Source organism: Trichococcus sp. TS_SC_9 (genome assembly GCF_056156325.1).
On record NZ_CM149591.1, the window covers coordinates 1,894,762 to 1,910,340 of the forward strand.

The 15,579-nt window shown below is 48.3% G+C and carries 9 protein-coding genes; 7 read left to right on the forward strand and 2 right to left on the reverse strand.

What is annotated here, in order from left to right; genetic code table 11:
* The first annotated feature begins 132 nt into the window (after window positions 1–132).
* From gltB to AC0J5I_RS09215, 7 genes are all read left to right on the forward strand, one after another.
* Complete coding sequence (gene gltB, locus AC0J5I_RS09185) at window positions 133–4,710, forward strand: glutamate synthase large subunit (RefSeq protein ID WP_475299527.1); 4,578 nt, start codon at window positions 133–135, stop codon at window positions 4,708–4,710.
* A 14-nt stretch (window positions 4,711–4,724) separates the two neighbouring features.
* Complete coding sequence (locus AC0J5I_RS09190) at window positions 4,725–6,206, forward strand: glutamate synthase subunit beta (protein WP_475299528.1); 1,482 nt, start codon at window positions 4,725–4,727, stop codon at window positions 6,204–6,206.
* Between the two features lie 461 nt (window positions 6,207–6,667).
* The gene (locus AC0J5I_RS09195) at window positions 6,668–8,245 is read left to right on the forward strand and encodes a hypothetical protein (RefSeq protein ID WP_475299529.1); all 1,578 of its coding nucleotides are present in this window, start codon (window positions 6,668–6,670) and stop codon (window positions 8,243–8,245) included.
* Between the two features lie 393 nt (window positions 8,246–8,638).
* The gene (locus tag AC0J5I_RS09200; RefSeq protein WP_475299530.1) at window positions 8,639–9,607 is read left to right on the forward strand and encodes a tocopherol cyclase family protein; all 969 of its coding nucleotides are present in this window, start codon (window positions 8,639–8,641) and stop codon (window positions 9,605–9,607) included.
* A 40-nt stretch (window positions 9,608–9,647) separates the two neighbouring features.
* Complete coding sequence (locus AC0J5I_RS09205; RefSeq protein ID WP_475299531.1) at window positions 9,648–10,088, forward strand: VOC family protein; 441 nt, start codon at window positions 9,648–9,650, stop codon at window positions 10,086–10,088.
* Window positions 10,089–10,138: 50 nt separating this feature from the next.
* On the forward strand, window positions 10,139–10,546 hold the full coding sequence (locus AC0J5I_RS09210; RefSeq protein WP_475299532.1) for a secondary thiamine-phosphate synthase enzyme YjbQ: 408 nt from the start codon (window positions 10,139–10,141) through the stop codon (window positions 10,544–10,546).
* A 47-nt stretch (window positions 10,547–10,593) separates the two neighbouring features.
* A complete protein-coding gene (locus tag AC0J5I_RS09215) occupies window positions 10,594–11,256 on the forward strand; it encodes an NUDIX hydrolase (protein ID WP_475299533.1) in 663 nt (220 codons plus the stop codon).
* A gap of 197 nt (window positions 11,257–11,453) precedes the next feature.
* Here the strand turns inward: AC0J5I_RS09215 and AC0J5I_RS09220 are convergent, their stop codons facing one another.
* Both AC0J5I_RS09220 and AC0J5I_RS09225 read right to left on the reverse strand, forming a co-directional pair.
* The gene (locus AC0J5I_RS09220) at window positions 11,454–11,891 is read right to left on the reverse strand and encodes an acyl-CoA thioesterase (protein WP_475299534.1); all 438 of its coding nucleotides are present in this window, start codon (window positions 11,889–11,891) and stop codon (window positions 11,454–11,456) included.
* A 210-nt stretch (window positions 11,892–12,101) separates the two neighbouring features.
* The gene (locus AC0J5I_RS09225) at window positions 12,102–15,533 is read right to left on the reverse strand and encodes a pyruvate carboxylase (RefSeq protein WP_475299535.1); all 3,432 of its coding nucleotides are present in this window, start codon (window positions 15,531–15,533) and stop codon (window positions 12,102–12,104) included.
* Window positions 15,534–15,579: the final 46 nt, after the last annotated feature.

A 15,579-nucleotide genomic window follows, 5' to 3' on the forward strand; every position in this document is an offset into this window, starting at 1 on the left:
TCCAAAGTTAATATTGTTACTATCAAAAAAAAGATGCAACTAATTGTGAAAAAATGAATGAAAATGGATTGTATTTAAATTAGAGTTTGATTATAATATCAGAATAACATAATAGAAAGTAGGGACGCCGAAATGAATAGTTACACTCCTCCAAAAAAACAAGGAATGTATGATCCCGCCTACGAGCATGATGCATGCGGTATGGGATTTGTCGTTGATATCAATGGTAATGGCTCTTATAAATTAGTCTCTGATGCGTTGGATTTATTGGAAAATATGGAGCACAGGGGTGCTTCCGGCGCTGATGCCAAAACAGGTGACGGAGCAGGTATCATGGTGCAGATTCCTCATCATTTTTTCAGCAGGGAGTGCGACGTCCTAGGAATCCATTTGCCTAAAAAAGGCGATTATGGAGTAGGGATGCTCTTTGCCCATAAATATGACGATCTACGTCACGAACAAATGAGAATGGTGGAAGAGATTGTCACTTCCGAAGGTCAAAAAGTGTTGGGTTGGCGTGAGGTTCCGATCGACAGCTCTGAAATCGGTGTGACTGCAAAGGCAGCTATCCCGCGTTTTATCCAAGTCTTTGTCGGTAAAGGAAATCCTGAGATGACTGAAATGGATTTCGAACGCAAATTGTTCGTCATCCGTAAATTATCTGAAAAACTAATCGTACCGATGAGCGAAAAAAGAGGCGGCTCGTTCTATTTTGCCAGTTTCTCTTCGAAAACAATCGTCTACAAAGGGATGTTGACTGCAGAACAATTGCGCAGCTTCTATCTTGATTTGACGGATTTGGATTTCACATCTGCTTTGGCGATGGTCCATTCCCGTTTCAGTACGAATACTTTCCCAAGTTGGGAAAGAGCTCATCCAAACCGTTACTTGATTCACAATGGCGAAATCAACACAATCCGCGGGAACATCAATTGGATGCGCGCCCGTCAAGGCAGCATGTCCCAGGATCTGTTGGATGCCAGTGAAAAAATCTACCCGATCGTCGACGAAACGGGGAGTGACTCTTCCCAATTCGACAACAATCTGGAATTCTTGTATCTAAACGGCCGCTCATTGCCGGAAGCTGTCATGATGATGGTTCCTGAGCCATGGGAAAAGAACAAAACGATGTCGAAATCCAAAAAAGATTTCTATAACTTCAACAACTTCCTTATGGAACCATGGGATGGCCCTGCAGCAATGGGCTTCACGGATGGGGAAATCGTCGGAGCGGTGTTGGACAGAAACGGTTTGCGTCCGTCCCGTTACTATGTGACGAAAGATGATCGCGTAATCCTTTCATCCGAAGTAGGTGTCGTAGATGTGCGTCCGGAAGATGTAGCCTACAAAGGCCGTCTGGAGCCAGGTAAGATGCTGTTGATCGATACGAAGCAAAAACGTATCATCTCGGATGAAGAAATCAAAGAAACGGTAGCTGCTAAACAACCTTACGGAGAATGGGCTGAGAAGCATCTGTCCAAAATGAAGGATATTGCGCCTGCTCCGTTGACCGTAATTGTTGATCCTGAAGAGTTGTTGCACCAACAGAAAGCTTTCGGTTATACGTTCGAGGACATCCAGTTACTGATCAAACCGATGGCCGTTACAGGTGGCGATTCAGTCGGAGCAATGGGGATCGATTCTCCATTGGCAGTCTTATCAGACAAACCACAGATGTTGTATCTGTACTTCAAACAATTATTTGCGCAAGTTACGAACCCTCCGATTGATGGGATCCGTGAGGAAATTGTTACTTCCGATACGATGCTTGTCGGAAATTGCGGTAACCTGTTAGATCCGGATAAGGCTGATACGCATGCCATCTACTTGGATAGCCCAATTTTGACGGATTCTGAATTAGCGAAAATCAAAGCGTTGCAGGATGACAAATTCAAAACAGTCACGCTTTCCCTTTTATACCGCGTCGAAGAAGATGCGAAAGGGATGGAAAAAGCTTTGGAACGTCTATTCAATGCAGCGGACAAAGCCATTGCTTCAGGCGCCAACATTTTGGTCCTTTCCGACCGTGGTGTGAACGCTGAATGGGCAGCCATTCCGGCTTTATTGGCTGTTTCTGGTCTGCATCATCATTTGATCCGCGAAGAAACACGCACGAGCGTCGGCCTTGTGCTGGAATCCGGTGAACCAAGAGAAGTGCATCATTACTGCACATTGGTCGGATACGGCTGTAACGCGGTCAATCCTTACTTGACTTATGCGACCATCCGCGAACTTGCTGAAGAAGGCTTGTTGGACGGACTGGATGCTGAGGCAGCGGAAGCGAACTACATCCACGCGGCTGTCCATGGTATGTCCAAAGTATTGACAAAAATGGGTATTTCAACAATGCGCAGTTATCACGGTGCACAAATTTTTGAAGCACTGGGAGTCAACAGCGAAGTTGTCGCTAAATACTTTACAGGCACGCCTACCCGAATCGAAGGAATCGGCCTGCAGGAAATTGCGACAGAAAACAGAATGCGTCACGACAGTGCCTATAAAGCTACAGCGCCTTACAGCGAAACGCTGGGAGTGGGCGGCCATTTCCAATACTCGGCTATGGGTGAAGAACACTTGTACAATCCGAGCACGATTTACCGTCTGCAGCAAGCGACTCGCCAAGGGGACTATGAGCAATACAAAGAGTTCTCTCGCGAAATCAATGCTGAGACGAAGGCGTATACGCTGCGTCAACTGATGCAATTCAAGCCAAACGCACAAGACGCGATTCCAATCGAAGAAGTCGAATCGGCTGAAAGCATCGTGAAACGCTTCAAGACTGGAGCGATGTCTTACGGTTCGATCAGTATCGAAGCGCACCAAACCTTAGCGATCGCAATGAACCGTCTCGGCGGGATGAGCAACTCGGGTGAGGGTGGAGAAGATCCGCGCCGTTTCGAATTGGATGAAAACGGAGATTCCCGCAACAGTGCCATCAAGCAAGTCGCTTCCGGACGTTTCGGCGTTACGAGCCATTACTTGGTGAACGCGAAGGAAATCCAGATCAAGATGGCCCAAGGTGCAAAACCGGGTGAAGGCGGACAATTGCCAGGACAGAAAGTATATCCTGAAATCGCCAAAACACGTGGCTCCATCGCGGGTGTGGGCTTGATTTCACCGCCTCCGCATCATGATATCTACTCCATCGAAGATTTGAAAGAATTGATCTTCGACTTGAAGAATGCCAACCGTCATGCGCGCATCAACGTGAAGTTGGTTTCTGAAGCCGGCGTTGGTACGATCGCAGCTGGAGTTGCGAAAGCAAATGCCGATACGATCCTGATAAGCGGTTATGACGGCGGTACAGGTGCAGCACCAAGAACCAGCATCCGTAATACCGGCTTGCCGTGGGAACTGGGCTTGGCGGAAGCACACCAAACATTAGTATTGAACAAATTGCGTGACCGTGTTCGCGTCGAAACGGATGGTAAATTATTGACCGGTCGCGATGTTGCGATCGCCTGTATGTTGGGTGCCGAAGAATTCGGCTTTGCGACAACACCGCTAGTGGCTATCGGCTGCATCATGATGCGTGTCTGCCACCTGAACACATGTCCAGTGGGTATCGCAACGCAGGATGAAACGTTGCGCAAGAACTTCCAAGGCAAACCAGAATATGTCGTGAACTTCATGATGTTCGTTGCCGAAGAATTGCGTGAAATCATGGCGAAATTAGGTTTCCGCACGATCAATGAAATGGTCGGACGCAGCGACAAGCTGAAGATGAAAGAAAATGTGAAGCATTGGAAAGCGAAGACAGTCGATCTGTCCAGCGTATTGTACCAACCATATGCAGCACCGAATGTCGGCAGATACAACATGACGGAGCAAGACCATGAGTTAGAGAAAACATTGGATATGCGTCGTCTGTTGAGAATCGTGAAACCGGCCATCGACTTTAAGAAACGCATCGTAGCAAAATCAGCTATCCAAAACATCGACCGCGTTGTCGGAACCATCATCGGCAGCGAAATATCGAAAAAATATGGTGCTGAAGGCTTGCCGGAAGATACGATCCAATTGACATTCGTGGGCTCGGCAGGACAAAGTTTCGGCGCATTCATTCCGAAAGGGATGACATTGACGCTGGAAGGCGATTCGAACGACTATATAGGTAAAGGCTTGTCCGGTGGTAAAATCATCGTACGCGTACCGAATGAGGCTACATTCGCACCTGAAGAAAACATCATCACCGGGAACGTCGCTTTCTATGGCGCGACGAGTGGTAAAGCATACATCAACGGAATCGCCGGTGAACGTTTCTGCGTTCGTAACAGTGGCGTGGATACTGTCGTTGAAGGAATCGGCGACCACGGTTGTGAGTACATGACTGGCGGAACGGTTCTGATCATCGGGAAAACCGGACGTAACTTCGCTGCGGGGATGTCGGGCGGGGTAGCTTATATCCTTGATTTCGATGAAAATAACCTGAACATGGAAATGGTCAGCGCAACGACAGATTTGAATAACACAGAGTATGACACAATCAAACGCATGCTGCAGGAGCATATGATCTTTACGGGAAGTCCAAAAGCGCAAAACATCTTGGCTAACTGGGATCAAATGAAATCCCGCTTCACTAAGGTCATTTCCAACGACTACAAGTTCATCCTGGAAAACATCGAAATAGCGAACCAGATGGGCATCACCGGAGAAGAAGCAATGCGTTATGCCTTTGATGAGCGCTACAAACCAGTTGTGACAAACTAAGGAGGAGGGATAAGATGGGAAAAGTTACTGGATTTAAGGAATATAGCCGTTCCAATTATGAAAAGATTTCTCCGGAAGTCCGCATCAAAAATTGGGGCGAAATGCGTGAAGAAACATCAGAAGAAAAAATTCGGACCCAAGCGGCCCGTTGTATGAGCTGTGGCATTCCGTTCTGTTCAGCAGGCATCATGTTGCCGAACGGAGCGTCCGGTTGCCCACTGCACAATCTCATCCCCGAGTGGAATGACATGGTGTATCGCGGTCAATGGAAAGAAGCGTACGAACGTTTATCCTTGACCAATCCGTTTCCGGAATTTACAGGACGTGTCTGTCCTGCTCCTTGTGAAGGATCTTGTACAGTGGGACTTATCGGTGAACCTGTAACGATTAGCAGCATCGAATACGAAATCATCGAACATGCTTTCCAGAATGGTTGGGTAAAACCGGCGAAAGCTCCAGCAACCGGCAAACGCGTTGCGGTTGTCGGCTCCGGTCCTGCCGGTCTTGCGACTGCGCACTACTTGACTTCAGTCGGTCATGCGGTCACTGTCTTCGAAAGAAGCGATCGTCCGGGTGGTTTATTGATGTACGGTATCCCGAACATGAAATTGGACAAGGATATCATCCAAAGAAGACTGGACATCCTGGAAGAAGCCGGCGTGGCCTTTGTCTGCAACACTGAAATCGGCAAAGACATCACTGCGCAGGAATTGGTTGACACGTATGATGCAGTCGTTCTATGCGGCGGCGCAACCCGCGCCCGCGGAATCAATGTTGAAGGCAATGACGCAAAAGGCGTGCATATGGCTATGGACTTCCTGACTGCAAACACACAAAACATCCTTGCGGGTGAACCGCAGGAAAGCAAAATCACTGCCAAAGACAAACACGTCATCGTAATCGGTGGCGGGGACACCGGTACCGATTGTGTCGGTACTTCCATCCGTCATGGGGCGAAGAGCGTGCATCAATTCGAAATCATGCCGCAAGCACCGGAAAAACGTGATGCAGATACGAACCCTTGGCCAGAATGGCCTAAAAAGCTGAAAACGGACTACGGCCAAGAAGAAGCAATCTACTTGACCGGCTACGATCCGCGCAACTACGAGATCAACACGACGAAAGTCGAAAAGAATGAGGCAGGCGAAGTTACGGCTGTCCATACTGTTCAGATCGAATGGAAACGTGATGCGTTAGGCAGAATGAATCCAGTTCCAGTCGAAGGAACCGAAAAAGTCTGGAAAGCGGACCTAGTCTTGCTGGCTATGGGCTTCACCGGTCCTGAAGATACGATTCCGGATGAATTAGCTTTGAAACGCGATCTGCGCAGCAATATCCAAGCAGCAGAGACCGACTATAAAACTAACGTGGAAAAAGTCTTTACATGCGGCGACATGCGCCGCGGGCAAAGCTTAGTCGTGTGGGCTTTGCAAGAAGGAAAACTAGCCGCGGGCGAAGTGGACCGTTTCTTGTCAGGCGACACTGACATCTACTAATCAATTGAAAAAACCCGAAGCAACGTGAATTCGCTGCTTCGGGTTTTTGGCGGTTTTAGGGTGTCGGGGTGTTGGGATCTCCAGCTCCGATGAGAGGGTCGCTCATCGGAGAACAGCTTGTGCCGTGAGCTCAACTCCGGCGAGCGAATGTCCGCCGGAGTAGACTGCGCTGCGGACGGTTGTGCTCCGGCGAAGCCGCCGAGGTCGGAGGTAATCGTCTTTTTGGATCTTCTCCTTCGGCACAGCACCTCCTCTCCGGAGGAAAAAGTCAGCTTCAATGACCATCGCCTTTTCTGCATCTGACCGGACAATGGATCAAGCGTGACAAGCTATTCAGGTTGCCTAAATAATCCCATATATTGAAATTCGAAATATAGCTCAAAAAAATGGTATAATACTAGCATCAAATCCTTAAATGGTTTAAGAGGGAAGATTCGAAGGAAAAGAAAGGGTGCAGAGTTGTGAAAAATTGGAAAAGTGTGGCGATTGCCTATGGCCTGCCAGCAGTCGTTCTTTTAGGATATTGGTATTCGGCGTTGACCCCAGTGTCGATCCAGTCACCAGAGTTTTGGACGAATATGTTTTTGTATTTGGTCGCAAGTGCAGCATTGATGAACGTCTTGGATCGGTCAAAAGCCGATAAAGTCAACAAAGTTTCTGGAGCTATCATCGGGATTAGCATAGTCTTCATCATTGGTGGGATGCTTTTTGGCTCCCAAATTTTCAGGGCCAAAGATTATGCCAGCTTGATTACGCACACAGAAGGTAATTTTGAGGAGGATCTGACCATTACGGACCCTTCGCAGATACCGACGATCGACCGCGATATGGCAGAGCGTTTGGGGAGCCGTAAGCTTGGCGAAGTCCTCAATTTGGTTTCCCAATTCGACGTCAGCACGGAATACACGCAGATTGCTTACAAAGGTGATTCAGTCCGCGTTTCGCCATTGGAATACGTCAGCTTTTTCCGTTGGTTGAACAATCGCGCCGATGGCATTCCGCATTATGTGACCGTCGATATGGTGACGGGAGATTCTGAATTGGTGAATCTGGAGAAAAACATCCGTTATTCCCATTCAGGCTATTTCGGGGATGACATCACGCGCCATATCTTTTTCAACTATCCGACTGTGATGTTCGAAAATCCGGTCTTTGAACTGGATGAAGAAGGCAATCCGTATTACATTGCGCCTATCGTTGAAAAGAAATTCAGCTTCATGGGGCCTAAGGAAGTTGTCGGCGTTTTCGTCGTGGATGCTTCCTCCGGTGACATCACGCGCTATAGTGTTGCAGATGTACCTGATTGGGTAGATCGCGTGTTCCCAGCGAACATGGTGATGACGCAAATCAATTACAATGGGCAATATCAAGGCGGGTACCTAAACAGCGTCATCAGCAAGAAGGGCGTCATCCAAAATGCGGATGGCTACAACTACATCGTGCTGAATGATGATCTGTATCTGTACACCGGTTTGACTTCCGTTGCGGCAGATGAATCAAATATCGGTTTTGTGCTGGTCAATTCCAGGACCAAGGAATCGAAACGCTACAACATCAGCACAGCGACCGAATGGAGTGCCATGGAGAGCGCTCAGGGATCGGTGCAGGAAAAAGGCTATATCAGCACATTCCCGCTTTTGTTCAATATGGAAAGCAAGCCGGTTTATCAATTGTCCTTGAAGGATGATGCCGGTTTGATCAAAATGTACGCCTTTGTGAATGCGACGAACTATCAGAAAGTCGGGACCGGCAATTCCTTGGCTGCTGCGTGGAACGCTTATACTGGCGGCGTCGTTTCCACGACAACCGACGAGGAAGAAGAAGTCGTCGAGACCGAAACAATCAGTGGTGCCATCACCGCCATGGAATCAGTCGTCATCGACGGCGAAACGACTTACTACTTCACGTTGGAAGGCGATGCAGAAACCATCTATATCGCTAAAGTATCCATCGACAAGCAGCTGCCGTTCATCAAAGCCGGGGACAGCGTGACGATAGAAGTGGACGGCGCCCGCGTCGTATCCATCATCAAACAGTAACCTTTTACATATGAAAACAGGGCCGCTCCGGCATTAACGCTGGAGTGGCCTTTTTTGTTTGGATGCTTATGATGGCTTGGTTGCCTTGCAGGAGGAAAAAACTACAAAAAGATCATCACCTCCGACCACGGCGGCTTCGACGGAGTACAGCCGTCCGCAATGCCGTCTCCTCCGTCGGACATTCTCTCGTCGGAGTTGAGCTGTCTGGCGCAATTGTGATCCGAGGAGGCGCATTTTCATCGGAGTTAACGTTCCATAAATAAACAGATATAGCACGACGGGATCAAACGAAAAAAGAAAAAATGACTTCCCTGCAAATGCAAAAGATTGACGTAATAAGGGATGTTGTTGCATAGTAAAGATAAGAAAGCATGCGAAAGGAAGCGCTGCACCATGGCAAATAAAGTGACCCATCCGATCCTGTTTCAAGGCGACCTGCAAAAGAAAGGTCCCTATTTTGAAGGGTGGTATTTCAAGAGTGTTTCGGCAGACGAAAAGACCGTCCTCAGTCTGATTCCCGGCATTTCCATTACCGAGGAAGACCCGCACTGTTTCATCCAATATTCCTGTGTCCATGTCGGAAATGCGCTTGAAAAAGAGATGCGGACCGGCTACATCCGCTATCCTCTGTCTGCATTTCAATGTAACCAAAGTCCCTTTGTGCTGAAAGTCGGCAACAGCATTTTTTCAGAAACACTCGTTAGTGTGCATCTGGAGGAGGATGATTTCGGGATAGAAGGCATCCTTAAACTGGGGCCATTCCAAGCGGTCAAACGCACACCGATGTCGCCATCCATTATGGGTTTCTTCGCTTACATACCGAACATGGAATGCTACCACGGCGTCATCAGCATGAATCACGCCATCGACGGGACGGTTGCGATTGGAACCAAGACAAGTGATTTTACAGGCGGCAAAGGCTACATTGAAAAGGACTGGGGATCGTCTTTCCCGGAGGAGTATGTCTGGATCCAGTGCAACCATTTCCTAGAGGAGCAAACCAGCCTTTTCTTCTCGGTGGCGAAAATTCCTTTCCGGGGTTCCTCTTTCGAAGGCTTCATTTGCAATTTCATCGTGGATGGAGAGGAATACCGATTTGCGACCTATAACCGCAGCAAATTCACATTGGGATTGTTGACCGATGATCGGATCGAAATCGAAGTTTCCCATGGCTCCGCCTCCCTTACCATCTGTGCGGAAGTACTTCACGGCGCTGCCTTGGTGGCGCCGACCAGACAGGGTATGGATAAGTTGATTAAAGAAGGACTATCGGGCATCGTCACGGTCGACTTCACCGATAAGAAAACGGGGAAAAATTACCACGATGTCGGAAATGTAGCCGGCATTGAAGTGGTGCGTTAATTATTATAAAAATAAAATACATTCGAAAGAAGGAATCCGTATGTTGACAAGTCTATTTCCTTATCTGAATTTCGATGGCAACGCCAAAGAAGCAACGCATTATTATGTTGAGCTCCTTGAAGGCGAGTTGCTTGGCATCACAACATTCGGGGAAGCACCGAAGGACGATACGGCTGCGGCAGAAGAGTTTTCCCTGCCGCCGGGTGTGGAGGATCTGATAATGAATGCGCAAATCAGACTGAAAAATGGCGCTATGCTGATGATTTCCGATGTTTTCCCGGGAAGGGAATTCCATACCGGCAACAATCTATCCTTGACGCTGACCTACGATGATGTGGAGGAAGCCCGGGCTGTCTTCAACCGCTTGGCAGAGGGCGGCTCCATCAGCATGGAACTCCAACAGACTTTCTGGAGCCCGCTTTACGGCAGTCTGATTGACCGCTACGGCATCGAGTGGCAGATATCAGTTGACGCAGTTTGAGTTTCTGAGTTTCAGAAATTGTTTGATGATGCAGAATGGAGGGGAAGCAATTGAGCCAAAATCTGTTTACATATCGCATCCAAACGAGCGGCAAACAGTCGCTGACGAACATTGATGTCTATCTCGAGGACGCTCTGGCGAAAAGCGGCGTGAAGGACGGCATCATGGTCGTCTTTTGTCCGCATACGACAGCCGCCATAACGATCAATGAAAATGCCGACCCAGATGTGCAGAAGGACATGAATTGGGGCTATACGGATACGTTCCCAACTAAAGGCAGCTATCACCATGTCGAAGGCAACTCCGACGCCCACATCAAGTCATCCTTGACCGGTGTCAGTGAAACGATCATCGTGACGGAAGGACGGATGCTGCTGGGTACTTGGCAAAGCATCTACTTCTGGGATTATGACGGCCCACGTAACCGCAAATTCCACGTGAAGATCATCTCCGGTTAGATTTGAAAGGGAATCTGAGCATATTATTTCGAATTCGAGATAATAGCGTGTATACTATAGAAAAACAAGTGGTAGGTGAGGACACGATGCTGGAGGATATTCAGAAAATATTGGCGAGGCATGAACCCGAGCCAATCGGGGAACAGCGCTACTTTTCCGTTCTGCTTCCTTTGATCAGGGTGGACGGGGCGCTTCATGTGCTTTATGAAGTGCGCGGCGAGCATATCTCCCAACCGGGCGACACGTCATTTCCGGGCGGCGCAGTGGAGCCGGGAGAAAGTTTTGAAGCGACGGCCATTCGGGAAACAATGGAAGAGTTGAACCTAAAAAGGGACAATATTAAAGTTTTGGGGGAAATGGACTATATCATGAATGAGCGCGCGATTATTCATTGTTTCGTTGGGGAGATCATTGGCGTGGACAAGGATGATATCTGCTTCAACAAAGAAGTACAGGAAATCTTCACGGTTCCTCTTCAGTATTTCATGGATAACCGGCCGACTTATTACTCTTCAACGGTCAGGCTGGAGCACCCAGACGACTTCCCGTTCGAATTGATTCCTAACGGTAGGGACTACAAATTCAGAATCGGCGTCCATAGTGTGCCGTTCTACCATCTAGAGACCCATCGCCTTTGGGGATTCACTGCGAACCTGACCGACCGCTTCGTGAGCATACTGGAACAAAATGAAAATCAGAGCGCAGAATAAAAAGCATGAGCCCAATCATTCAAGGGCTCATGCTTTTTTCGGTACATAAAGGCACCATACTGGCCTGTTCGGGTGGCGAGTGCTTCTTACGCATCCACAATACTTTTCTCCTATAAAGGCCGCTTTTGCGAAGCTGAGGGGGCAGGCTGATGCTCGGGTCAAGTTAATTTCTTGGTAGAGATTCTATTTCGTTTTACTCAAACGCTGAAAACATGCTCCCGATAGGCTTCGAAGCTGGCATGCACATGCGGTTGGACTTTCTTCAACGAAACAGGGCGGCCTTCTTCGTTCAGGAAGCAATGCTTGCTTTTGCCTGTCGTGCGCAATTCGCCAGTTGCGACATCGATGACACGGTAGGCCAGACACAATTTGACGCCGTTGTACGAATCGATTTCGGTCAGGACATAGACGGAGTCCCCAAAGCGTGCCATCGTTTTGTACTGCGCTTCGACGGAAAGGACCGGGCTGATGATGCCGGCTTCCTCCAATTTCGCATAATTCGCGCCGATCTGGTCAAGATAGTCCACGCGGGCTTCTTCGAACCAACGGATGTAATTGGAGTGGTGAATGATCTTCATCTGGTCCGTTTCATAATATTGAGCGACGTGGACGTAGGGCTTTAATTCATTTTTCAAGAAAAAGTTCCTCCTTGTGACAACTTTCTTTCAATAAGAAAAGGAGCAGAAATCTGCTCCTTTTAGTGCGTAAAATAAGTTGTCTAGCTACACGGGTAAGCCCTTCGGAATTTAGATAAATCGCACCTATTGCGCTCTTCGATGCTCAGGCGGTACGATTTCCTAAAATTCATTCAGGGCTGAACGAACCCGTTCCGCTTTTCTGTTTTTTTATTTTGCTTCGATCTCGATCAAGAGGTCTCCGGCTTCGATCTGATCGCCGTCGATGACATAGATCTGATCGACGACACCGTTGATTGTGGAACGGATCATCGTTTCCATCTTCATCGCTTCTGTGATCACGACTGGATCGCCTTGCGATACGCGGTCGCCGCGTTTGACGAGAACTTCCAATACAGAACCCGGCATTGTTGCGCCGACGTGTTCTTTGTTGGTAGGTTCCGCTTTTTTGCGGATCGCTTTCGTGCTGGTGATGGACATGTCTTTGACTTCAATTTCACGGCCTTGGCCATTCAGGTCGAAGTAAAGGATGCGCATTCCGTCCGAATCAGGTTCACCGATCGAGTTCAATTTGATGATCAAGGTTTTGCCCTTTTCGATCTGTACTTCGATCTGCTCGCCCATACGCATGCCGTGGAAGAAAGTAGGGGTGTCAAGTTTTGTGACATCGCCGAACTTATCGTAGACTGCGATATAATCCAGGAAGATTTGCGGGTACATCAAGTAGCTGATGACATCTTCATCGCTGGCTGGACGTTGGATTTTTTCCTCCAACTCGGCTTTCAAGGCAACGAAGTCGATCGGCTCACGCAGGCTGCCTGGTCTTACTGTGATGGCTTGTTTGCCTTTCAGGATGATTTCCTGCAATCTTTCAGGGAATCCGCCTGTAGGTTGACCCAAGTCGCCCTTGAAGAAGCTGATCACGGATTCAGGGAAGTCGATGGTTTCGCCTTTTGCGTAGACATCTTCTTCATTCAATTTGTTTTGGACCATGAAGAGGGCCATATCGCCGACAACCTTGGATGATGGTGTCACTTTGACGATGTCGCCGAACATTTTGTTCACGTCAGCATACATTTCTTTGACTTTATCCCACTCGTCGTTCAAGCCGACAGCATTTGCCTGTTGTTGCAGGTTCGTGTATTGTCCGCCCGGCATTTGGTGGTCGTAGACTTCTGTTGAAGTCGTTTGGATGCCGCCTTCGAATTCTTCGTAGTAGTCACGGATATCTTCCCAATAACGGTTGATTTTGTGCACGTTATGGATGTTGATGTCCGGCTCGTGCTCAGAACCTTCCAAAGCATAGTACAAGCTGCTGATGCTCGGTTGGCTGGTCGTACCGCTCATGGCACTCATGGCCACGTCTACGATGTCGACGCCGGCTTTGATCGCTTCTGAGTACGTGTAGATGCCGTTTCCGCTTGTATCATGCGTATGCAGATGGATCGGCAGATCGACGGTATCCTTAAGCTCACTGATCAGACGATAAGCCGCTTGCGGTTTCAAAAGTCCTGCCATATCCTTGATTGCGATGACGTGTGCGCCCAAAGATTCAAGCTCTTTGGCCATCTCTTTGTAGTATTGGATCGTGTATTTCGTTTGTGAAGGATCATTGATATCGCCCGTGTAGCAGATGGCTGCTTCGGCGATCTTGTTGTTGTCGCGTACGTACTGGATGCTTCTTTCCATCTGCTTCGTCCAGTTCAAGCTGTCGAAGATACGGAAAACGTCGATCCCGTTTTTAGCGGCAAGTCTGATGAACTCTTCCAAACCGTTGTCGGGATAGTTTTGGTATCCGACTGCATTCGATCCACGGAAAAGCATCTGCAATAGAGTATCCGGCATTTGCGAGCGCAGTTTCTTCAATCGTTTCCAAGGATCTTCGCTCAGGAAGCGGTAGGCAACGTCGAAGGTAGCTCCTCCCCACATTTCCGAAGAGAACAATTGCGGAATCGCTGCTTGCGTTTCGGCTGCGATTGCTTGCATCTCGTTTGTGCGGATACGGGTAGCCAACAAGCTTTGGTGCGCGTCACGGAAAGTCGTATCCGTCAAGAGCACACGGTTTTGGTCTTTGATCCATTGGCTCACTGCTGCAGGGCCTTTTTCATCCAAAATGTTTTTGGCTGTGATGATTTTTTGTTCCGGCACGACAATATCAGTCGGGATTCTAGGCTTGTCATAAAACTTCTTGTGGCCTTTTTGGATGCCCGGGAAGCCGTTGACGGTTATGTTTCCGATGTACTGCATCGTTTTGTTACCACGGTCGCGCGTTTTAGGGAATTCGAACAATTCCGGCGTCGTGTCGATGAACGTTGTTTTCGCATCGCCTGATACAAAAATCGGGTGCGTAATGACGTTGAACATGAACGGAATGTTCGTTTTCACGCCACGGATACGGAATTCAATCAGGGAACGTTCCATTTTGCGGACAGCTTGATCGAATGTCGAAGCATGTACGCATAATTTAACCAATAACGAGTCGAAGAACGGTGTTACGACCGTACCTTGGAATCCATTACCAGCATCCAAACGGATTCCGAAGCCGCCTGGAGAACGGTAAGTGTTGATTTTTCCGGTATCAGGGAAGAAATTGTTCAACGGATCTTCCGTCGTGATCCGGCATTGGATAGCAGCGCCGATCAACGGGATATTTGCCTGTTGCGGGATGCCGATTTCTTTATGCAGATCTTGACCTTGGGCGATCAGGATCTGTGATTGCACGATATCGACTCCTGTGATCAATTCTGTGATTGTGTGCTCCACTTGGACACGCGGATTCACTTCGATGAAGTAGAATTGATCGCCTTCCAAAAGGAATTCAACAGTTCCGGCATTCACATAGCCGACGTGTTTCATCAATTGAAGTGCAGAGTTGCAGATTTCATGGCGGACTTGATCCGACATGGAAACGCATGGTGCCACTTCGACAACTTTTTGATGGCGGCGTTGCACGGAGCAGTCGCGCTCGTAAAGGTGAACGATGTTGCCATGCTCATCCCCTAAAATCTGAATTTCGATGTGCTTTGGATCTTGGATATATTTTTCAACATAAATTTCATCGCTGCCGAATGCGGCCAAAGCTTCACTGCGGGCTCTTTCGAAACCTTCGCGGGCTTCTTGTTCGTTGAAGGCCATACGCATGCCGCGTCCGCCGCCGCCTAAAGCCGCTTTGATCATGATCGGATAAGAGTAGGTTTCCGCAAACTGAATTACTTCGTCGATGTTTGCGACTGGACCGTCCGAACCAGGGATTGACTGGATGCCGGCTTCCACAGCTGCAACTTTTGCTTTGATTTTATCGCCAAAAATGTCCAGGTGTTCCAAAGAAGGGCCGATGAATTTGATGCCTTCTTCTTGGCAACGTCTAGCGAAGTCGATATTTTCAGATAAGAAACCATATCCAGGATGAATGCCGTCTGCACCAGATTCTTTAGCGATGCGGATCAGGTCTTCGATGTCCAGATAGGCGTCGATAGGCTTTTTGCCTTTTCCGACCAAATAGGCTTCATCTGCTTTAAAACGGTGCACAGAACCTTCATCCTCTTGCGCATAAACGCCAACAGTAGGGATTTTCAGTTCAGTCAGTGCACGAAATACACGTATCGCGATTTCGCCGCGATTTGCAACCAAAACTTTTTTCAATATTTCCACCTCGCCAGTTTATTAAATTCAGAAACATTTCTTATAC

Excerpts from the sequence above, each read along its gene's own strand:
- gltB (WP_475299527.1), top strand. The coding sequence starts at position 133 with ATGAATAGTTACACTCCTCCAAAAAAACAAGGAATGTATGATCCCGCC.
- AC0J5I_RS09190 (WP_475299528.1), top strand. The coding sequence starts at position 4,725 with ATGGGAAAAGTTACTGGATTTAAGGAATATAGCCGTTCCAATTATGAA.
- AC0J5I_RS09205 (WP_475299531.1), top strand. The coding sequence starts at position 9,648 with ATGTTGACAAGTCTATTTCCTTATCTGAATTTCGATGGCAACGCCAAA.
- AC0J5I_RS09200 (WP_475299530.1), top strand. The coding sequence starts at position 8,639 with ATGGCAAATAAAGTGACCCATCCGATCCTGTTTCAAGGCGACCTGCAA.